The organism is Limnobacter thiooxidans (assembly GCF_036323495.1).
Taxonomy (GTDB): Bacteria; Pseudomonadota; Gammaproteobacteria; order Burkholderiales; family Burkholderiaceae_B; genus Limnobacter; species Limnobacter thiooxidans.
In genome coordinates, this window is record NZ_AP028947.1 from 1,825,554 (window position 1) to 1,845,905 (window position 20,352).

Here is a 20,352-nt window from a genome sequence, read left to right on the forward strand (position 1 = left end):
TAAAGGTGTTAATCGTCGCCATCGTCATCACTGACAGCATCGATGCCTGCCTCGACAACTGCGCCAGTGACCTTGATTCCCGTGGAAACCACTGCACCGGTGATTGAAATTGCAGCGCCTGCAGTTGCGCTGGCCACAGCACAGCCTTCAATCAAAGGCAGTGCCAGGAGGGCAACTGAAAATGCGATGAGTTTGTGGGGCGTCGGGCTCATGGGTACGCACAGAAAAAATGCAATGGGCCAATATTGGCAGGGTTATGCTACACGTAACCAGATCAAGTGCAAGCAAGACAGCAATAAAAAAACGCTTTAGCCTTGTGGGCTCTCAAAACGATTGGTTTTGATGGGTCAGGTTTTTTTAAACACAAGAGCATCTGCTAGCAGCAAAAAGGGCTCACTTAGAGTGAGCCCTTTGAATTAAACGCCTTAAATCAAGGAATCGAGTCCCAGCGAATCGGAGTCAAACAAATCGCTGTCCGCATCGCGACGTCCAATTGAACGGCCACGGCCACGACTGCCACCCAATAAGTCACCGACCAGTGAAGAAACATCGGAGGGGTCGTTTTGTGCGAACTCGCTGACCTGTCTGCCAATTCCACGACAACCATTAGAGACAGTTTTAACCACGGTGCTCACGCCTTCTGTCACTGGCGCAAGTGGTTGCAGGGCGCTGTCACTCGTCAAGTCGGTGAGTCCGTCTGCAACTTTATCCAGAGTGGTTGGCAAGCCGCTCTCAACTCCTGAAGACTGACCAACGATGGGTGCAAGAAGACCGCTTGTCAGCGGACTCAATGGAGAAGAATCCAAGGCGAGAGTTGTTCCCAGTGCGCCTACTCCGGCAGCCACCCCGGATGTACTTCCCTCTTGCGAACCCAGTAAATCAGCTACTGGGTCAATCAGACCTTCCAAGGGTGTACCCGTCGTTCCTTCATCCAAGCCAGTTGCAAGTGAGTTGATGCCTCCAACCAGGCCAGTGTCTTCGCTGGCCTTCGTATCGGTGGTTCCTAATATGTTGGTTAGTAACGTAGCCAGTCCTGTGGGGTCTTGTTCAGCTACACCCCCCAGTGCGTCTCCCGCTTGAACCAGACCAGAGGCCAAGGCATCGGTAATGCCTGCAACGGGGGCCAGTGGAGTTTGAATCAAGCCTGTGCCTACATCGTCCAACAAGCCGGCTACGCCGTTTGTTGTTTGTCCTTCAGGCTGTGGAGTTGGTTCAGATTTGACTACGTCCCCGCCCAAAACTTCAGCCAACAGGCCAAGTGTGCCTGTTGGGTCAACCGAGGCATTTTCCGCAAGTGCGTCTCCGCCCATTTCAATGCCATCAGAAAGTGTTGCCAACAAGGCACCTACACCGTCGGTGAGTGGACTCAGGGGCTCCAGGGCGCTTTGATTGCTTAGTTCTTCAAGCCCCGATGAAACACCGTCCAACGTACCTGGCAGGCCATTGAATGAGCCGTCGTGAGTTCCGACCACAGGACCGAGCAACTCGGCTGTCAAGGGAGCCAGGGGGCTGACATCTTCGCTGAGTACACCACCAAGCTCTGAGAGCCCAAGCGCGACCCCACTTGTTTGTCCTTCGTCACTGCCCAGAGTTCTAGCCAACGGGTCAACCAGCACGTCAAGAGGTGTGCCCGCTGTACCCTTGTCCAAACCTGTGGCGAGTGCGTTTACCGCACCAACCAGCCCTGAGTCTGTCGAACTGCTTGTGTCATTTGTACCTACGACATTTCCAAGCAATGAGGTAATTCCTGTTGGGTCCTGCTCAGAAACGCCTGCAACTGCATCTCCCACCGTCAGAAGTACTCCAGCAACCGGGTTAGTCAGTGCGGTCAAAGGTTCAAGTGGCGTTTGAGCCAAGGCAGAATCCACATCACCAACTAAGCCTGCAAGGCCAGTTGTTGATTCATCCACTTGTGACCCTTCAGGTGTTGCACCAGCTTCCACGGGTGCCCCGAACACTTCCGCCAACAAATCGACAACACCTGTCGGGTCAGCATCTTTGTTTTCGTCCAAAGCTTGGCCTACCTGCGACAGGCCATCTGCCAAGGTATTCACCACTTCCGATACACCTGATGTGACAGGCGAGAGTGGTGCCAATGCGCTGTCGCTTGAAGTCAAAGACTCCAGACCGTCAGTAACCTGATTCAAGGTTGAAGGAAGCCCTTGATTTGCTGAACCAGAACCACCCACGATTGGACCCAACAAGCCAGAGGTCAATGGGTTGAGCGCACTTTCGTCATTGGTCAATACGGAACCTAGCCCGGCCAGAGCAGAGGCCACACCTGTTGTCTTCCCGGAGTCTGAGCCTACAAGATTGGCCAAAGGTTCGACCAATGGCGCCAACGGAGTATCTTTGGTTCCGGCATCTAAAGCCGCAGCGAGTCCATTTACGCCACCCACTAAACCACTGTCAGAAGAGCCGCTGCCTGGTTGAGCAACACCAACCACCTCGGACACCAAATCAACGATTCCAGTGGGGTCTTGTTCTGCTACGCCATCCAGTGCTGAGCCAACGTCTGTCAACGCTTGGGCGACTGGCTCCAATACTTGAGTCAATGGGGCTGCAGGCGTTTGTGCTACACCCTCACTGACACTGTCTACAGTTCCAGCCAAACCGTTGGCTTGGTCCGCTTGAGAGGGAGGAACCGAACCCATATTGGATGGAGTGTCTGAACTTCCCGTGGAATCGTCGTTATCTGAGAGAAGCAACAGGCCACCGGCTGCAGCAGCGGCTGCCAATGGCCCGCTGCCCGCAGCGAGAAGACCGCCACCAACCAATCCGAAAACTCCGCAACCTTGCTGTTGAGCCAGCACGCCAGAGGCAAGCTCGTCTTCCTCGTTGTCCAGAAGAACACCTTGCTCGCAGGTGGGTACGACCTCAGCCTGTTCGATGCCTGTGGCCTCGTCGACCTTGCGTTGAATTTTAGCGCTGGCACCCGGTTGAAGCGTCAGGGTTGAAGGAGTTTGCCCCTGTACGAACGAGCCAATTTCAACAACCGCATCTTGACTGGCTTGGTTCAGAATTTCATCACCAAAGAGCACAGGCTCTCCAGGTCCAAGTAAAACCTTTTCCTCTCCACGGGATACAGCAAGTTCTCCTGCTTTGATTACAATTTGCGCCATGATTCCTCGGTAAATTAGCTAGTGTTGTCGGTATTACTTGTAATTGCTTGCGACAGATTCAAAAAGAATGAAGAGGATTTACTCCAAATTAGCTGGAGACCTCGACCCTGCGGGTTCAGTTGAGGGGATAGATTGATTGAAGTTGCTAGAGGGTTTAAACCAACATCCAGGTCTTTAACAATAGGTTGCAATTTTTGTTGGATTGAAACCAATCGGGGGGTGTTAGACCATGAAATCACTGCCTAGTCACTACCCTGTTGAAACAACGTGATTCAAAAACCTTACTCCGAAGAGAGTATTGGCAGTCCCAAAGTATGAACTACAGTATCTCTGTCGTTCGGACCTTCAGACTCTATCGCACAACATAAACGGTTATCTCTAACCCATTTTAGCTGCTCATCAGTTCGACATTTGCAGACATTTTGGTTGCAATGCGAGCAAAACCTAATATCAGAAAATGGAGTTTTCTGTAGTGACCGCCACTGAACAGGGCATTTAAACTCAAACTCACAATCGACCACCTTGTATGAAGCCATGAAACATATCCTTAAGCGTAAGTATCAAATCACCCGGGCATGGGCTATTTTTTGCGCTTCAAATAAAGCTGCTTGTTTTGTTGTCCGGAAGGTACGCGTTCTTCAGTCAGAAAAAGGTCGACTCGCGATTTCACCAGCTCAGACAACTTTTTAAAACCGTAAGCGCGTGAATCGAAATCTGGCTTGATTTTTGTCAGATAACTTCCGAATGTTCCCAAATGCGACCATCCAGACTCATCGCTGGACTGCTCAAGTGCGCTTACGAGAAATTGAGTAGGAAGCAGCGATTTTGAGACGATATTTGGCGTAGAGGGACTCAGCTCAGTTTCTGCCTGGTTGGTTTTATTAATGGCAAGAGGTTCTACGTTCTCACTCTGGTTGCTACGCAGAACTTCAGTCAGTATGAATCTATGACACGCGCTGCGAAATGCATCAGGGGTTTTGTTCTCACCAAACCCTAGAACTGTTAACCCCTCTTCACGTAAGCGCATGGCAAGGCCGGTGAAATCGCTATCACTGGTCACCAAGCAAAAACCGTCGAATTTACGGGTGTATAGCAAATCCATGGCGTCAATGATGAGTGAACTGTCAGTTGCGTTCTTGCCAATCGTGTACGCAAATTGTTGAACCGGCTTGATAGCGTTCTTCTGAAGTACCCTCTTCCAACTTGCACTGGCTGACGAGGTGAAATCCCCGTAAATACGCTTTACCGTAGCTTCACCAAATCTGGCTATCTCCGCGAGGATGGGCTCTATCACCGCTGCCTGCGCATTGTCTGCATCAATCAGTACAGCAAGACGTGAAGCGGGCTCTTCAGATTCAATTTTTGCGATAAGGCGAGGAGATACCATGAGAGACCGTTCGAATATATGGTCCAAAAAGATACCGCTTGTGCCCCAACTAATGTGAGTAAAAAAACGGATGTAAACAGTCTCTTTTCGTCATTTGGAAATCAAGAAAATAAATAAGCTAAGCAAAAAATCTGCGAGACTTTGGCTTGCAAATAAATGGAAAAATGAGAACAGTAGTCAGGTAGGTACCTCGGGACGCATACTGGACTTTCAGGCCATGAAAAACATCATCGATCTTTCCTCCTTTATGCCTGCGTCTAAGGCCTGATACTCTTTTTTTGACTGTTAACTTGCCGGCGAAACTTACGCCTGGCCCACGCGCAGACTTAAGCTCTGTTTAAACAAACACCCAAAGTTGAAGGTCGTATCGACGGAGCTGCTTATAGTGTATGAACGTTCCGGTACACCAAGTGCGCTAGAGACCTCGGCCAAACTCAGACAAACTGCGTCTCGGTTCGTACATCAGGTGGCGTAGGGGTTGAGCGAGCGAAGATCTTTGCTGGCGCCTGATGCTTAAGCGGAAAAGGACAGGCATTCATTGCAAGCGCGCAAAGTTCACTTTTCGACTTCAAAACTTACGGGGAGGGTGTGCTCGGAAATGCCACGGTCAAGAATATCTTGAACCTCGGAAGAACTATTGAGGGAATCTGTGTGAATTGCCTACTTCCTGCATTGCAAAGTAGCCTGACCGCGCTTGTCATCCCCTCAATCTTGTAACACTGTTACCTCGATTTTGGTAACAAATACAAATCGAAGGGGCAAATAAAAAGGCAGCGATTCCAACTTCTTGAAATCACTGCCTTTTGCCGTAACTGGCATCCCCAACCGGATTCGAACCGGTGTTACCGCCGTGAAAGGGCGGTGTCCTAGGCCTCTAGACGATGGGGACCTAAAACTGTGTGCTTTGGTGGAGGTAAGCGGGATCGAACCGCTGACCTCTTGCATGCCATGCAAGCGCTCTCCCAGCTGAGCTATACCCCCGAAGCGAAGACCAATATTATTTACTATTTTGATTAACTTGTCAACACGTTGTTGATTAAATTTAAACAAAACTTTTAAAACTTATCGCCTTCTGCCTGCATTGCCTCAGCAATTTGAGCAGGTCGAATTATACACATATTTGTCGGTTACACTGCAAGTGATTTTTACAAAAAAACAGAAGCACATCACAAATGAAATATTGCAGCACATGTAGCACCCCCCTCGAGCTTCGCATACCCGAAGGTGACAACCGACCAAGAAGTTGCTGCCCGGGATGTGGCGTAATTCACTATGTGAATCCGAAAATTGTCGTTGGCTCCATACCCACCTTCGAAGGCAAGGTGCTGCTTTGCAAGCGCGCCATTGAGCCACGTTATGGATTCTGGACCCTGCCTGCCGGCTTCATGGAACTGAATGAAACCACCCACGAAGGTGCGCAACGCGAGACCTGGGAAGAAGCAGGCGCCAAAATCAAACTGGGTCCGTTGTTTACCATGTTCGACGTGATTCGCGCCGAGCAGGTTCACATTTACTTTCGTGCAGAAATGTCCTCAGCAGAATTTTGTGCGGGCGAAGAAAGTCTGGATGTAAAGTTGTTCTCGGAGGAAGAAATTCCTTGGGACGAGTTGGCTTTTAAAACCGTTTCAAAAACACTCAGCCTGTTTTTCGCGGACAGAAAAGCCGGGCAATACACTTTGCACACGGGCGATGTGTACGACCACACCGACTGGGCCGCATCGCAGTTCAAGGTCTGAACCGGACGATGAGTAGAACCACTATTCCCTGGATCGACTCTCCATCCGATTTCCCTCCCACTGACGAGGCATTGCAATACCCGCCCGGCCTTCTTGCAGCCAGCCACCAGATCAATGCTGACTGGCTGCAGGCCAGTTATGCCAAGGGCATTTTTCCCTGGTATTCCAACAATGAACCCGTTCTTTGGTGGAGTACAAACCCCCGTGCTGTGTTGTTCACTGCAGAATTCAAACTGCACAGGTCCTTGGCCAAAGCAGTCAAAAAAATCGCCCTTGACCCGGAACGCGCAATTCGACTCAACACGGCATTCGAGCGGGTCATGCGCGCTTGTGCCGCGCCACGGCCCGGACAGGATGGCACCTGGATCACGGAAGAAATCATTGCAGCTTATGTGGAACTGCACCACCGCGGATTTGCACACTCAGTTGAGCATTGGCATGGCAATGCACTGATAGGCGGCCTGTACTGTGTAGCCATGGGAAAAATGGTGTACGGTGAAAGCATGTTTTCCACACAGACCGATGCCTCTAAAGTGGCGTTTGCCCATTTTGTGTATTGGCTAAAATCGCAGAATGTGCACATAATTGATTGCCAGCAGGCGACCGGGCATTTAATGTCCATGGGAGCCCGCACGGTGAGTCGAAAGGTGTTTGAAACTGAAATGGCGAATTCCATTGTGCAGCCCACCTTGAATTGGGAACCACGCGAACTGACATGGACGTATGACCAGACCTAAGGAACTGCCCTTTTCCACGTTGCAGTTTTATTCAACTGCGCCCTACCCTTGCAGCTACCTGGACAACCGTCTGGCTCGCTCGCAAGTGGCCACGCCAAGCCACCTTATCAATGCCGATGTGTACAGCGAATTGGTGCGAATGGGGTTTCGTCGCAGCGGGCTGTTTACCTACAAACCGCATTGCGACGGTTGTAATTCGTGCAAGCCGCTGCGGCTGAAGATTAGCCAGTTTCAAACCAATCGCAGCCAACGGCGAACTGCCAAAGCGTTTTCTAATTTGAAACCCAGTGTGCAACGCCTGCACTTCAACCTGGAGCATTATTCGCTATACCTGAAGTACCAGTCAGCCCGGCACCATGGCGGCGGTATGGACGAAGACAGCCGCGAACAATACTCCCAGTTTTTATTGCAAACCCGCGTGAACTCCCGGCTGGTCGAATTTCGCAACCCGGAAGGCAAACTGGTGATGGTGTCCATCATCGACATTCTCACCGATGGCTTGTCTTCGGTGTACACCTTCTTCGATCCCGAGGAACGTAGTGGCCTGGGTGTGTATGGCGTGCTCTGGCAAATTGAACAGTGCCGCGACCTTGAACTTCCTTACTTGTACCTGGGGTACTGGATACGGGAAAGCGAAAAAATGGCTTACAAGGCCAAGTTTTCAGCCGCTGAAGTGTTGCAGGACAATGTGTGGCAAACGTTGCCTGAGCCTCGACACGAATAAGCGCAAGCAATACCCGTTACAATTCGGGCTGTTCCTCTCTCTTGCTGGCCTTGTTGGCCCTGTTTGACCATGCTGCTGCCCTACTCCCTGATTCGCCCCGCCCTGTTTGCCCTTGACCCGGAAAAGGCGCACCACGTCACCTTCAGCAATCTGCAAATGCTGCGCAAGGTTGGTTTGCTGAAAGCCTTATCACCCAGCGCGGTTTCCGATCCGGTGAAGGTCATGGGCATAGAGTTTCCCAACCGGGTGGGCTTGGCAGCGGGCCTTGACAAGGACGCAGCTTACATCAGCGAACTTGGGCTGATGGGATTTGGTTTTCTGGAAGTAGGCACTGTAACGCCCAAGCCTCAGCCGGGTAATCCCAAGCCACGGCTGTTTCGCTTGCCACAAGCGGATGCATTGATTAACCGCATGGGCTTTAACAACGAGGGGGTGGACACCCTGATTCGCAACGTGAAAGCCAGCAACTACCCCGGCGTTCTGGGTATCAATATCGGGAAAAATGCAGCCACACCAGTGGAACAGGCTGCAGACGATTACCTGAAAGCCCTTGAAGCCGTGTACCCCTATGCAACCTACATCACGGTGAACATCTCTTCGCCCAACACCAAGAACCTTCGCGACCTGCAGGGTGGCGACAGCCTGGATATCCTGCTGGGTTCTCTGAAAGAAAAGCAGAAAGCCTTGGCAGATGAACATGGCCTCTACAAACCCATGGCACTAAAAATTGCACCCGACCTGGATGACGCACAGATCGATGCCATTGCTCAGCGCCTGACCCACTTTGGATTTGACGGTGTCATTGCCACCAACACCACCATCGACAAAAGCAGTGTTTCAGGCCTTGCACACGGCGATGAGCAGGGAGGATTGAGCGGCGCACCAGTGCTCGAAAAATCCACGCATGTGATCAAGCGTCTTTATTCGGAATTGGGCGATGACGTTCCAATCATCGGCGTGGGCGGCATTTCAAGTGGTGAACACGCCGTTGAAAAAATCCGTGCTGGTGCAAAGCTGGTTCAAATTTACACAGGGCTGATTTACAAAGGCCCGGCCTTGGTCACTGAATGTGCGGCCACTATTCGCTTGAATTGCAAAAGAAAAGCCCATGCGAACCGCACTTGATTGAAGGTCTATGACCCACGTGCCAGGCCTGTCTTGAGCCGGGACGTGGGAACTCGAAATTCAAACCCCTACTTTTTATTGCGCTTTTGATAAAGGCTTGAAAAAGTTTCTCCTGTAGGCACAGGGAAATCGCGCTGATCGGTCCAGCCTTTGGCCATGGGCAGGCTGTGTATTACCCCCTTGCGCTTTCCCCACCAGGCCATCGCCTTGATGCCTGCGCGGGAAAGAATGCGGTATAGCGCAGGCCTTTGGGCCACAAAAGCCCAGACCTTGAAAGCTGCCTTTTCCTGCCAAGGGCGCAGGCCGCGTGAAAACTGCTGTTCACGCAGTTTGCGCAACAAATCAGGTAATGGAATTTTAACTGGGCACACCACGTGACATTCACCACACAAGGTGGCGGCCTGCGGCAGGTCCAGCGCTTTCTCAATTCCGGTGTAACTGGGCGTAAGCACAGACCCCATTGGGCCCGGATAAACCCAACCGTAGGCATGGCCACCAATTTTTTGGTAAACCGGACAGTGATTCATGCAGGCGCCGCACTTGATGCAGCGAAGCATTTCCTCAAACTCCCCGCCCAACAAGCCTGTGCGCCCCCCGTCCAGAATCACGAAATACATGTGTTCAGGTCCATCCAGGTCACCTACACGCTTCGGGCCTGTCAACAAGGACACGTAGTTCGAGATGCTTTGTCCGGTGGCTGAACGGGGCAACAGGCGCATCAGCGTTGCAAAATCCTCAAGTGTGGGCACCACCTTTTCAACACCTGTGATGGCCACGTGCACACGCGGATTGATGGTGCACATGCCCTCGTTGCCTTCGTTGGTGACCAGCGCAACGGAGCCTGTGTCGGCAATAATGAAATTGCCACCCGTCACGCCCATGTCAGCTGCCAGAAACTGGGGGCGCAAAATTTCACGCGCTTCGCGTGTCATTTCCGCAATATCGGTTTTCCGGGGCAGGTGGTGATGCTTTTCAAACAGATCTGCAACCTGCTCCTTGTCCTTGTGAACCACTGGCGCAATGATATGACTGGGCCGCTCGTTGTCATTGATCTGCAAAATGTATTCGCCCAGATCCGTTTCACGAACTTTCACGCCATCGGCTTCAAGTGCCTTGTTCAGAGCCATTTCTTCAGTGACCATGGATTTGGACTTGATCACTGTTTTTACAGCGTGCTTGCGAGCGATTTTCACCACCAGTTGCGCAGCTTCCTGAGGTGTTCGGGCGAACAAAACACGGGCACCAGTTTCTGTGGCCTTTTGTTCAAACAACTCCAGCCACACATCCAGGCTTTGAATGCTTCGGTTACGAATATCCACAGCGGCTGAACGGGTTCCCTCGAAATCATCCAACTCGAGAATGCTGGTTGCCCGCGCATTCACAAACTTGCTGGACAGGCGTTTGAGGTTTTCCTGCAAACGCGGATCGTTCAGCTTCTCGCTGGCCTTGCGTTCGAAAAACATGCTTTGTACTTGCATGGTGTTTACTGCCTTTAATTAAATTTGGCCGGGCTTGCGGCCAGTCAACAACTCAGCGACATGAAGAACCTGGGTATTGTCGCCCATGCGGCGCAAGCGGCCTTCAATATTCATCATGCACCCCAGGTCGCCCAGCACCACGGCTTGTGCGCCTGTGGCCTGTATTTGCTCACACTTGTCGGTACAAATTGCGCTGGAAACTTCGCCGTACTTCAAGGCGAATGTGCCACCAAACCCGCAGCACTGACGGCTGTCCTTCATTTCCAGGATCTCAACGCCACCCATCCTCTGGATCAGATCACGGGGCTGCTTTTGAATCCCCAACTCACGCAGACCACTGCAGGAATCGTGGTAGGTCACTTGGCTCAACTCGGAAACACCCAGTTTCGCTTGGTCGATACCCAGCACATTCACCAGAAAATCAGTCAGCTCATAGGTGCGTTCAGCCAGTCGTGCGGCACGCATCTTCAAATCAGGGTCATTATTGAATACCGCCGTGTAATGTGTTTTCACCATGCCTGCACAAGACCCGGAGGGTGCCACCACGTAATCAAACTGTTCAAACTCGGATAGCCACTTCTGTGCGAGCTTGTGCGCGCTGGGCATGTCACCAGAATTCCAGGCTGGCTGCCCGCAACAGGTTTGAGCTTGAGGAACGATGACATCACAACCAGCCGACTCCAGCAAATCAAGTGCCGCAAACCCGATGGATGGCCTCATGGACTCCACCAGACAAGTTACAAACAAACCAACACGCAAGGCATTTCCCCAAAGTGCATGAAAACCTCTCAAGTGTATGCAGCACGCCCTTTTCCAGCCAGTAGTGATAACCATAACGAGTGACGTGTTTCACAATATGGTTTAAACTTCTCACTGCATGAAAAGGAACTACCCCATATGAGTGAAGAGTCAGTTGGCCGCACCAGTATTCAGGTGATTGAACGAATGATGCAATTGCTGGACGCCTTGGCTGAACACCAAGACCCCGTTGCATTGAAGGACCTGGCACGTGACACCAAGCTGCACCCATCCACTGCGCACAGAATTTTGAATGATCTGGTGGCCTGCCGACTTGTCGATCGCACAGACCCCGGCTTATACCGTTTGGGCATGCGTTTACTTGAACTGGGCAACCTGGTGAAAGCGCGCTTGAACGTGCGGGATGCAGCGCTGGAATTGATGCGAAAACTGCATCGACTCACCGGGCAAACCGTCAATTTGTCAGTTCGGCAAGGCGATGAAATTGTGTATGTGGACCGCGCTTACAGTGAACGGTCTGGCATGCAGGTGGTTCGCGCCATTGGTGGCCGTGCGCCACTGCATTTGACATCCACCGGCAAGTTGTTTTTGGCAGCTGAAAGCCACGACACCCTGAAGCTCTATGCGGACAGAACCACCTTGCGTGGCACCACGCTGAACAGCCTGACAACGCTGGAAAAACTGGAAAAAGAATTGGTTTTGGTGAGGACTGAAGGCTTTGCCCGCGACAACGAAGAATTGGAAATGGGTGTTCGCTGCATGGCAGCGGGCATTTACGACGACTCATCGAAGCTGATCGCCGGTTTGTCAATTTCAGCACCGGCGGACCGCATTCAAGAAGACTGGTTGCAGGAGCTGATTCACACAGCCCAGCGCATTAGCGCCTCATTGGGCTGGCAGGGGCGGGTTATTCCACCCAGCGGGCGTTTCAGAATATAAGGGCTGTGTTATTTCACAGCCGCATAGTTGGCTATCGGGGTAGTCGGGGCAGTCGGGGTTTGTGAATTGACTGCCATTACATATTCCCTGATTCGCTCTGCATCGGCAAAACGGGCTTGCGAGCCCAATGCATCCAGCAACACGATGACCAAGTTTCGATCGCCCACACGCGCTTTCATCACCAGGCAACGCCCTGCTTCATTGATAAACCCGGTTTTTTGAACCTGAATATCCCATTCCTTGTTCTTGATCAGCCGATTGGTATTGCGAAAGTTAAGCTGGCCCTTGCCCGATTGAACTGAAAACTGAGGATCAGTTGAAAACTGGCGAATCAAAGGAAAACCTTGTGCGTGCAATACCATTCGAGCCAGGTCGTTCGCGCTGGATTTATTTTCCACAGACAAACCAGTTGTTTCCGCAAAATTCGTGTTGATCATGCGCAGGCTGGCGGCACGTCGATTCATTTGAGCCACACAAGCGGCAAGGCCACCGGGGTAGCTTCGGCCCAAGGCGGAGGCTGCACGGTTTTCAGAGGCCATCAAGGCCAGATGAATCAATTCACGGCGGGTGAATTCGCTGCCAGGCCGCAGGCGTGAGCTTGTGTTCTTGTAATAATCAATGTCGGCATTGGTGATGGTGATCACTTCGTTCAGGTCCAGATCGGCCTCGAGGGTGACCACAACCGTCATGAGTTTCGTGATGGAGGCAATCGGCAAAACCGCCGATGGGTTTTTGGCATACAACACTTCGAGGGAATCTGCATCAGCCACGAGTGCCACCGAACTGTTCAACGACAAGGGGTCGTGTGCACTTTTCAGGCTTGCGCGTTCCACCCCATTGGGGCCCGCGTTAGCCAGCGAACAAAACACCATGGAACAAACTAAAAAACCTTTGATTGCGGATGCTTTGAGAGTCATGGTGTTTATGTATTTTTATAGTCGCTAACAATGAGTGAATTCTACGCAGAATGGAACAGGCCGCCAAGGTGTTCCATCCAATAATAACAAGGTTTTATGCCGTCTAATTCGAGCTATTTCTTGAATATACCTGCCTGACGTAGTGTTCGCCATATTCTGCAAGTCTTTTCACCACGCCCAACTGCAAATCTGTGAGGTGTTCAAGGTCGGGGAAGTACCCTCCAGCCATGACAGCGGCCACCGGCAATCTTTGTTTTGCAGCCCAGTCCAGCACAATCTGGTCACGCAGTTTAATACCCTCATCACTCAGCGCCAACTTGCCCAAACGATCAGCATGATGCACATCAAGCCCCGCTACGTACAACACCAGATCCGCCTTAAAGCAATTTTCAATCTGGTTTAGAGCGGCTTGTAACTGAGTCATGTAGAACTCGTCCCCAGTTCCATCAGGCAGTGCGATATCCAGATCACTGACAGCCTTGGTGAAAGGGTAATTCTTCTCGCCATGCATGGAAAAAGTAAACACACTGGAATCGTTTTCCAATATTTCAGCTGTGCCGTCTCCCTGGTGCACATCCAGATCAATCACCAGCACATTCGGAATCTGGCGCTTCGCGTGCTTCACAACGTTTGCAATGTAATCTGTTTGATACACCCTTGCAGCGACAGCGAGGTCGTTGAACACGCAAAAGCCACCACCCTTGGCATGCTTGGCGTGGTGAGTTCCACCTGCCAGATTTACCGCTGCGCCATGCTGCAACGCACTCCGCGAAGCAGAAACAGTGGCCCCAACCGAACGAAGAGAACGTTCCACCATTTGAGTGGACCAGGGAAAGCCGATTTCCCTTTGTTCATCGGCGGAAACGTTCCCTTGTTCTATTCTGGCTACGTAAGCTGGGCAATGGGCCAAGGCCAGTTGCCCGGCAGTAGCTGCCAAAGGAACCGAAAGCGTTCCAGAACAATTACTTGCCATCACCTTATCGCGAAGAATCCGATACTTTTGCATAGGAAAGCGGTGGCCTGGTGGCAATGGCAGTACAAACTCATCGGTATAAAAAACTTCAATCATGGTTAATACAACAGAACGAACACAATTTATTGCATTGCAACATTTTTGTTGACAGCAGAATTTAATTTGGTAGAATTCAATTTGTGCACCGCATCAAACGGTGACAGAGATGTGATGGGATCCAAACGAAACCACGCCATAATAACCTAGCGGTAAAACCTGACGGAGCAAAAAATGATGATGACCCCCGAGCAAATTCTTGACGTTCAAAAATCCAACCTTGAAAAAATCCTGGGTCTGAGCCAGAAATCATTCAGCAACGTCGAAAAGGTTGTTGAGTTGCACCTCAATGCCGTTAAATCATACATGGAAGACAGCGTTGAAGCTGTAAAAGCACTGTCATCCGCCAAAGACATTCAAGACTTCATGGCCGTGTCTTCTTCAGTGGCCCAGCCATTGTCCGAGAAAGCCGTGTCCTACAGCAAGGACATGTATGCGTTGTCTTCAGGCATGGTTTCTGAAGCAGCGAAACTGGTTGAAGAGCAAGTGTCTGAAAGCAACAAGAAATTCGTTGAACTCTTTGAGTCAGCCAGCAAAAATGCGCCAGCAGGTTCTGAAGGTGCCGTTGCACTGATGAAGTCTGCTTTGACCGCAGCGAATACCGCTTACGACAGCGTAAGCAAGGCCACAAAACAAGCTGTTGAAATGGCAGAAGCCAACATGGATGCCGCCACAAGCGCAACCATCAAGGCCGCCAACACAGCCTCTTCAAAGGCCCGCAAAGCCGCTTAAATCAAGCGCTTGCATGTAAAGGTGTCTCCTCGTTCCTCCTGGAACGAATTCTCAAAGCCTGCCCTCTTTTGTGGCAGGCTTTTTTTTTATCTGAAATTGACGTTCAGTAATTCAAACGATCAACTCGAATTTGCACTGCATGCTTTCCAGAATTTTAAGTAGTTCAATAAAAGCCTGTGACACGATGTCCTTTTTATCAACACCGCCCCGGGCTTTCACACCCAACTCGATGTGCCGGGCCAGTTTGTTGTCGCCCACGCTGGGAAGGCTGTACAACTTGCAATCAGGAAAACTGGATTCAAGCTGCTCCATGACCGGAGTAATGCGGGCCTCTGGCGTATTGAAGAGCAACAATGCTTTTTTGTATTCCAGTTCCTGATGGTGAAATTCAGGATAAATCGTGTCCAGCACCCATTCAATCATGGGCCAGGCCATGACGGGGAAACCAGGCACAAAATGATGACGACCCACTGAAAACCCTGCGATGCGGTTGTAAGGGTTGGGGATCAAACTTGCGTCAGCGGGAAAATCTGCCATTCGTAGCCTGAACTCGTCCAGGGGCTGACCGCTCTCCTCGCAGCGCTGGCGAATCAGTTCCACAGCCCCAGGGTGACGAACAATCGGGCGCCCCAAAGCCTGGGCCGCGGCTTGGCGTGTGTGGTCATCAGGCGTACCGCCAATGCCACCACAACTGAACACGATGTGGTCACTTGCAAAAGATCGCTTCAAGGTTTCAGTCAGAAACTCCCGATCATCGCCCACCATTTGCACCCAGGACAAATGAAGCCCCCGAGCTGAGAGCCGCTCAATTGTGGCGGGAATGTGCTTGTCCTGCCGCAAACCCGACAAAATTTCATCGCCAACCACGATTAAGCCAATTTTAGGTACTGCCATTTTTCTGCTCTGCTGTTGAATTTAGAAGGACTGGATCACGGGTGCATCAATTTTTTTGCTTTGCCTGACCTGGACAAGTGTGCCCATGTAATGGCGAGTGAAAGCGAGGGCTGACATCACGGGCATGATCAACAAGATTGGTGGGATAAAACTCAGGAAAGCGCACACAAGCCCGATAAGCCATGCGGAGGTGCTATCTCGTTTTTTGACTTCGACCATTTCCAGCTTCGTGGCGTGGCCTGACAGCGAATCAAAGCGCATCACAGTCATGAGGAGGTACGCCGTCAGCAAAACAGGCAATACAAAGGCCATTCCAGGTATCAACCACAAGGGCAAGGTAACTATCCATGCAATCAGGAAAACGATCACCGCTTTGAGGGTGACCCAAAGGCTCATGACAAACCCGGAATCACCCTTTTTTTCGATACCACGAAATTCTTTGTCGGTCAGGTAGTTGACTACCGGTGGGGTGACATACAGCCCAGCCAGCAGCACGGCGGATGTGGCCACGATTGGCCACAAAAGGCCAAACACGGCAAGCGGCACCAAAATAACTTTGAGCCAGCCAAGAAAGGCCGCATCGGTGGCAACCGCTTCAGCTGAAAAGTCCAGACCAATGAATGACAAGGCCCACATGGCCACATTGACCAGAGGGTCGACCGACAACCAGATCACCACGAGCCAGAACACAGAAGCAATGGCCACGGAGACCAGGGTCAACATCAACATTTTAGGTCGAAAGGAATCGATAAAAGCATTGAATAAAATCGACATTGCACTGTTCATACAGCTTCCTGTAGTTGAAGGCCTATTGGTGACGGCGAGCCATGGTTTCCCAAGCTTTTTGCAAACGTTTCACAGACACTGGCATGGGTGTTCGAAGCTCTTGGGCAAACAAGGAAACCCGCAGTTCCTGCAACTGCCAGGCAAACTGGTTCAGGCTTTCATCTTCCTGTCCCTTCAGCTGCGAACTGGCACGGATCCAGTGTAATTGAAGATCCGTGACATCTTTCATCAATTGCTTGTCTCGGTCAATCGAGTTGCGAACACGTTCAAGACGAATTTGAGCGGCTTTCAAATAGCGGGGGTAATGGGCCAATTGTTCCCAGGGTTTTTTCAGCAGAAAACCTTTGGGCAACAGCCAGTTGAGCTGGTTTTGGATGTCTGCCACACAATCGGGGAATGACTTGGCCGAGGCCTGCAGCTTTTTGCTGAGAGCGCTGTGCTCATTCAGGATAACCAACAGGATTTTGCCAATTTCCTGTGCAATCAAGTTCATTCGTGCCCTGGCCTCTTGTGTCTTGGCTGTGAACTCCTGCTGCGTAGTGGGCAACCCAGTTGCCAGAGCGCTGCGCATCAGCGTCAACTTGATCCATTGCAATTGCAGCTCTTCGGAAGACCCCAAGGGCATGTACAACATGGCCACTTTCTGAAAATCAATCAAATTTTTGGTGAGGTATTTCAGCGGTTCTTTCAATGCAATGTTGAACAGGCGAAGCACACCATCCAGATGCACTTTGCGGGCGATTTCCTCCTCATCGTACACTTCGATGATGCAATGCTCGCCCATGTCTTTGAGGGCTGGGTAACCAAAAAATGTTTGCCCCCCGCGCTTGATTTCAAGCATGTCGGGCAGGTTGCCAAAATTCCAGTCTGTAATCGGTTGATCGGTGAAGCCATTGTTCTCAGCTGCTCTTGACGCAGCGCCTGGGGCGGTGTTACTTGCCGCGTTGCTTGGCGTCTTGCTGCTCACTTTGCCAGCCGCCGCACCGACAGAACTGGATTGAGTACCCACCTGGGCCCGCACCTGCTCCACCACCGCTGAGCTTTTAAAACTTTCCTGGGCTTTTCTGCCCCACTCTGCCTTGAGTGCAGACAGACTGCGCTGCATGTCCAATTGCCGGCCGTGCTCGTCCAGCAACTTGAAATTCATGAAGTGATGCGGGGGCAGTGTCTCAATGCGGAAATCGCTGAGCAGTGGGCGGGCCGGTGTCTCGCTGGCTACGAAGTCACGCAGGCGCTCAAGCAAAGGCTTTTCGTACAGCTTGGGGTCGAAATGCGCCTCGGCAAACTTTTCTGCAAACTGGGGTACAGGCACGCAGTGGCGGCGAATTTTCTGCGGCAAACTTTTAAGCAACAGAAGTGCTTTTTCTTTCAGCATGCCCGGCACCAACCACTCGGTGCGCCCCACATTCACCTGGTTCAATAGCATCAACGGGATGGTCAATGTGACACCGTCTCGCGGGCTGCCTGGCTCGAAGTGATAACTCAGGTCGAAGGCCAGCCCACCCATTTCCAGTTTTTTGGGATAAAACTCGGTGGTAATGTCGCCGGCCTTTTTGCTCAGCAAATCTTCCTTGCTCAGGTACAGTGCAGCCAGCATGTCTTTGCTGGCCTGATTGGCCCACACTTCCAGAGTCTGCTGGTTGTAAACACCCGCAGGCAATTTTTCGTCGTAAAACTGGGCGATCAGGCCTTCATCCACCAGGATATCTTGTCGGCGTGCCTTGTGTTCCAGCTTTTCAAGGTCTTCAACAAGCTTGCGGTTGTGGACATAGAAAGGCACATTGGTTTTCACCTGCCCCGGCACCAGGCCTTCGTGAATCATTAGCCTGCGGGCCTCGGCCTGGTTGAAGCGGGCCAGGCTGACACGGCGTTGCGAATAAATTGGCAAGCCGTAGATGGTGCCGGTTTCCATGGCCACTGCCTGGCCAGAACCCTTTTCCCAGTGCGGGTTGTTGTGGTTGCGTTTCACCAGGTGGCTGCCCACTTTCTCAATCCAGTCGGGCTGAATTTTGGCTACATTGCGCGCGTACAGCCGCGTTGTTTCAACCAGTTCAGCCGCCATGATCCACTTGCCGCCCTTCTTGAACAGGTTGGACCCAGGATGAATGGAAAACTTGATGCTTCGCGCACCCAGATAAACCGGATCGGTTTCGTGTTTCAACCCGATGTTGCCCAACAGGCCAGACATCAGGGCCAGATGGATTTGATCGTAATTGGCCGGAGCGTCATTCAGGTGCCACTTTTGCTCTTTCACCATGGAGGTGAGTTGCTGGTGAACCTCCCCCCACTCGCGAAGGCGGTTGGCTGACAGGAATTTGCGTTGCAGCGTGTTCTTGATTTCGCGGTTTGTCTGGCTTTTGCCTTTCAAATCGGTATAAAAGCTCCACAGTTTCAGGAAAGACATGAAATCGGATTCTGTGTCTTCAAATTGCTGCTGGGCGTTGTCTGCGGCTTCCTGTGCATCGATCGGGCGATCGCGCGGGTCCTGAATGGAAAGCGCAGCGGCAAGCACCAGCATCTCGCTCAAACAGGCGCGCTGGCTGGCTTCGAACAGCATGCGGGCTATTCGGGGGTCAAGCGGCAACTTTGACAAGGCTCGACCAATCTTGGTGAGCCTGCCCGCATCATCCAGCGCATTCAATTCGCTCAACAGTTGATAGCCATCGGCAATGGCTCGCCCCATGGGGCGCTGCAAAAACGGAAAGTCCTCCACCTCAGTCAGGTGAAGACTTTTCATCCGCAAAATCACAGAAGCCAAGGAGGAACGCAGAATTTCCGGATCGGTGTAATCGGTGCGGCCCGCAAAATCAGCTTCCGCATACAGGCGAATGCACACACCATTGGCAACCCGCCCGCAACGCCCGGCTCGCTGGTTGGCGGACGCCTTGGAAATGCGCTCAACCTGAAGCATTTCCACCTTGTTGCGGTAGCTGTAGCGTTTGACACGGGCCACACCGGAATCGATCACGTATCGGATACCGGGCACGGTCAGCGATGTTTCCGCCACGTTGGTGGACAACACAATCCGCCTTCGCCCGCTGGGTTTGAAAATGCGTTCCTGTTCCTGGGCGGTCAGCCTTGCAAACAGAGGCAGCACTTCCAGTTGCTGGCGCATGTTCTTGGTCAGGAAGTGGGCCATGTCGCGAATTTCACGCTCACCGGGCAGGAACATCAAAATGTCGCCCTGCCCTTCGCGGCACAACTCTTCGACGGCATCCAGTGTGGCGGCCTGAAAGGCATCTTCATCCACTTCATCCGCCAGATTGACTGGTGCGTTTTTACGTCGGCTGGTGTCGAAATCGTTGGGGTCTTTGTAACGCACTTCCACGGGGTACAAACGTCCGGACACTTCAATCACAGGCGCTGGCTGGCCTTTTGCGTTTTCAAAGTGCTTTGAGAACCGTTCAGCGTCAATGGTCGCCGAGGTCACAATCAGTTTCAAATCAGGCCGCTTGCTGAGTACATCCTTCAAGTAGCCCAACAGGAAATCAATATTCAAGCTACGCTCGTGCGCTTCATCGATAATGATGGTGTCGTATTTCTTGAACAGCGGGTCGGTCTGGCTTTCAGCCAGCAAAATACCATCGGTGACGAGCTTGACCGCTGTGTTTGCATTGGATGCATCCTGAAACCGGATCTTGAAACCCACCCATTGACCAATCTCGGAATTCAGTTCCTGCGCAATGCGCTTGGCCGTGGCCGTGGCCGCCAACCGGCGCGGTTGCGTGTGAACAATGCTTTGTCCCTTCAAGCCACGCCCCAATTCCAGGCACATTTTGGGTAGCTGCGTGGTTTTGCCCGAGCCTGTTTCGCCGCACACAATAACCACCTGATTTTGGGCAATCAGTTGCTTGATTTCCTCACGGCGCTGGGAGACCGGCAACTCTTCGGGATATCGAATTTCGGGTGGGAGCTGAAGAATTTGTTCTTTTGACAACACAAATAAC

Annotated in this window: 16 protein-coding genes and 2 tRNA genes; 6 read left to right on the forward strand and 12 right to left on the reverse strand. The window is 51.8% G+C overall.

All coding sequences use genetic code 11. From position 1 onward, the window contains the following. Positions 1-8: 8 nt before the first annotated feature. The 5 genes from RGQ30_RS08400 to RGQ30_RS08420 all read right to left on the reverse strand — a co-directional run bounded on the left by RGQ30_RS08400 (position 9) and on the right by RGQ30_RS08420 (position 5,490). A complete protein-coding gene (locus RGQ30_RS08400) occupies positions 9-212 on the reverse strand; it encodes a hypothetical protein (RefSeq protein WP_130556344.1) in 204 nt (67 codons plus the stop codon). Between the two features lie 213 nt (positions 213-425). Continuing rightward, positions 426-3,122, reverse strand: coding sequence for a hypothetical protein (locus RGQ30_RS08405; RefSeq protein ID WP_130556343.1), 2,697 nt, complete (start codon positions 3,120-3,122; stop codon positions 426-428). A 580-nt stretch (positions 3,123-3,702) separates the two neighbouring features. Continuing rightward, positions 3,703-4,509, reverse strand: a complete 807-nt coding sequence (locus RGQ30_RS08410) for an NYN domain-containing protein (RefSeq protein WP_130556342.1) — start codon at positions 4,507-4,509, stop codon at positions 3,703-3,705. A gap of 813 nt (positions 4,510-5,322) precedes the next feature. Then, a tRNA-Glu gene (locus RGQ30_RS08415) sits at positions 5,323-5,398 on the reverse strand. Positions 5,399-5,414: 16 nt separating this feature from the next. Next, positions 5,415-5,490: transfer RNA gene (locus RGQ30_RS08420), tRNA-Ala, on the reverse strand. A 191-nt stretch (positions 5,491-5,681) separates the two neighbouring features. Here RGQ30_RS08420 and RGQ30_RS08425 point away from each other — a divergent pair. The 4 genes from RGQ30_RS08425 (at position 5,682) to RGQ30_RS08440 (ending at position 8,831) form a co-directional block, all read left to right on the forward strand. Next, positions 5,682-6,245: an NUDIX hydrolase gene (locus RGQ30_RS08425; RefSeq protein WP_130556341.1), complete on the forward strand. Its 564-nt coding sequence runs from the start codon at positions 5,682-5,684 to the stop codon at positions 6,243-6,245. Between the two features lie 8 nt (positions 6,246-6,253). Further along, positions 6,254-6,982: a leucyl/phenylalanyl-tRNA--protein transferase gene (gene aat, locus RGQ30_RS08430; protein ID WP_130556340.1), complete on the forward strand. Its 729-nt coding sequence runs from the start codon at positions 6,254-6,256 to the stop codon at positions 6,980-6,982. Further along, positions 6,969-7,706, forward strand: coding sequence for an arginyltransferase (locus tag RGQ30_RS08435; RefSeq protein ID WP_130556339.1), 738 nt, complete (start codon positions 6,969-6,971; stop codon positions 7,704-7,706). The genes aat and RGQ30_RS08435 overlap by 14 nt, the downstream gene beginning before the upstream one ends. A 69-nt stretch (positions 7,707-7,775) precedes the next feature. Next, positions 7,776-8,831 carry a quinone-dependent dihydroorotate dehydrogenase gene (locus tag RGQ30_RS08440; protein ID WP_130556338.1) on the forward strand — a complete coding sequence of 352 codons (1,056 nt, stop codon included), beginning with the start codon at positions 7,776-7,778 and terminating at the stop codon, positions 8,829-8,831. A 68-nt stretch (positions 8,832-8,899) separates the two neighbouring features. Here RGQ30_RS08440 and RGQ30_RS08445 read toward each other — a convergent pair whose 3' ends face one another. Together RGQ30_RS08445 and RGQ30_RS08450 are read right to left on the reverse strand one after the other, a co-directional pair. Continuing rightward, on the reverse strand, positions 8,900-10,309 hold the full coding sequence (locus tag RGQ30_RS08445) for a LutB/LldF family L-lactate oxidation iron-sulfur protein (RefSeq protein WP_130556337.1): 1,410 nt from the start codon (positions 10,307-10,309) through the stop codon (positions 8,900-8,902). Between the two features lie 18 nt (positions 10,310-10,327). Continuing rightward, positions 10,328-11,068: a (Fe-S)-binding protein gene (locus tag RGQ30_RS08450; RefSeq protein WP_298217784.1), complete on the reverse strand. Its 741-nt coding sequence runs from the start codon at positions 11,066-11,068 to the stop codon at positions 10,328-10,330. A gap of 138 nt (positions 11,069-11,206) precedes the next feature. On the opposite strand from RGQ30_RS08450, the gene RGQ30_RS08455 reads away from it, so the two are divergent. Next, the gene (locus RGQ30_RS08455) at positions 11,207-12,007 is read left to right on the forward strand and encodes an IclR family transcriptional regulator (protein ID WP_130556335.1); all 801 of its coding nucleotides are present in this window, start codon (positions 11,207-11,209) and stop codon (positions 12,005-12,007) included. 8 nt (positions 12,008-12,015) lie between these two features. Here the strand turns inward: RGQ30_RS08455 and RGQ30_RS08460 are convergent, their stop codons facing one another. Further along, a complete protein-coding gene (locus tag RGQ30_RS08460; RefSeq protein WP_298217183.1) occupies positions 12,016-12,924 on the reverse strand; it encodes a serine hydrolase in 909 nt (302 codons plus the stop codon). A 103-nt stretch (positions 12,925-13,027) separates the two neighbouring features. Beyond that, a complete protein-coding gene (locus RGQ30_RS08465; protein WP_298217182.1) occupies positions 13,028-13,897 on the reverse strand; it encodes a histone deacetylase family protein in 870 nt (289 codons plus the stop codon). Positions 13,898-14,167: 270 nt separating this feature from the next. On the opposite strand from RGQ30_RS08465, the gene RGQ30_RS08470 reads away from it, so the two are divergent. After that, entirely contained in the window at positions 14,168-14,725 is a 558-nt protein-coding gene (locus RGQ30_RS08470; protein WP_420915141.1) for a phasin family protein, read from the forward strand. Positions 14,726-14,836: 111 nt separating this feature from the next. On the opposite strand, the gene RGQ30_RS08475 is transcribed toward RGQ30_RS08470, so the two are convergent. Genes RGQ30_RS08475 through hrpA form a run of 3 tightly spaced genes read right to left on the reverse strand, consistent with a single transcriptional unit; the run spans position 14,837 to position 20,345 of the window. Further along, positions 14,837-15,619: a competence/damage-inducible protein A gene (locus RGQ30_RS08475; protein WP_130556332.1), complete on the reverse strand. Its 783-nt coding sequence runs from the start codon at positions 15,617-15,619 to the stop codon at positions 14,837-14,839. 21 nt (positions 15,620-15,640) lie between these two features. Next, positions 15,641-16,405 carry an EI24 domain-containing protein gene (locus RGQ30_RS08480; protein WP_130556331.1) on the reverse strand — a complete coding sequence of 255 codons (765 nt, stop codon included), beginning with the start codon at positions 16,403-16,405 and terminating at the stop codon, positions 15,641-15,643. A gap of 22 nt (positions 16,406-16,427) precedes the next feature. Continuing rightward, on the reverse strand, positions 16,428-20,345 hold the full coding sequence (hrpA, locus tag RGQ30_RS08485) for an ATP-dependent RNA helicase HrpA (RefSeq protein WP_130556330.1): 3,918 nt from the start codon (positions 20,343-20,345) through the stop codon (positions 16,428-16,430). Positions 20,346-20,352: the final 7 nt, after the last annotated feature.

What these genes read in the sequence shown, in the direction of transcription:
- aat (WP_130556340.1), top strand. Translation starts at nt 6,254, where the DNA reads ATGAGTAGAACCACTATTCCCTGGATCGACTCTCCATCCGATTTCCCT.
- RGQ30_RS08455 (WP_130556335.1), top strand. Translation starts at nt 11,207, where the DNA reads ATGAGTGAAGAGTCAGTTGGCCGCACCAGTATTCAGGTGATTGAACGA.
- RGQ30_RS08445 (WP_130556337.1), bottom strand. Translation starts at nt 10,309, where the DNA reads ATGCAAGTACAAAGCATGTTTTTCGAACGCAAGGCCAGCGAGAAGCTG.
- RGQ30_RS08460 (WP_298217183.1), bottom strand. Translation starts at nt 12,924, where the DNA reads ATGACTCTCAAAGCATCCGCAATCAAAGGTTTTTTAGTTTGTTCCATG.
- RGQ30_RS08475 (WP_130556332.1), bottom strand. Translation starts at nt 15,619, where the DNA reads ATGGCAGTACCTAAAATTGGCTTAATCGTGGTTGGCGATGAAATTTTG.
- RGQ30_RS08470 (WP_420915141.1), top strand. Translation starts at nt 14,168, where the DNA reads ATGATGATGACCCCCGAGCAAATTCTTGACGTTCAAAAATCCAACCTT.
- RGQ30_RS08410 (WP_130556342.1), bottom strand. Translation starts at nt 4,509, where the DNA reads ATGGTATCTCCTCGCCTTATCGCAAAAATTGAATCTGAAGAGCCCGCT.
- RGQ30_RS08425 (WP_130556341.1), top strand. Translation starts at nt 5,682, where the DNA reads ATGAAATATTGCAGCACATGTAGCACCCCCCTCGAGCTTCGCATACCC.
- RGQ30_RS08465 (WP_298217182.1), bottom strand. Translation starts at nt 13,897, where the DNA reads ATGGCAAGTAATTGTTCTGGAACGCTTTCGGTTCCTTTGGCAGCTACT.
- RGQ30_RS08440 (WP_130556338.1), top strand. Translation starts at nt 7,776, where the DNA reads ATGCTGCTGCCCTACTCCCTGATTCGCCCCGCCCTGTTTGCCCTTGAC.
- RGQ30_RS08480 (WP_130556331.1), bottom strand. Translation starts at nt 16,405, where the DNA reads ATGAACAGTGCAATGTCGATTTTATTCAATGCTTTTATCGATTCCTTT.
- RGQ30_RS08405 (WP_130556343.1), bottom strand. Translation starts at nt 3,122, where the DNA reads ATGGCGCAAATTGTAATCAAAGCAGGAGAACTTGCTGTATCCCGTGGA.
- RGQ30_RS08435 (WP_130556339.1), top strand. Translation starts at nt 6,969, where the DNA reads ATGACCAGACCTAAGGAACTGCCCTTTTCCACGTTGCAGTTTTATTCA.
- RGQ30_RS08400 (WP_130556344.1), bottom strand. Translation starts at nt 212, where the DNA reads ATGAGCCCGACGCCCCACAAACTCATCGCATTTTCAGTTGCCCTCCTG.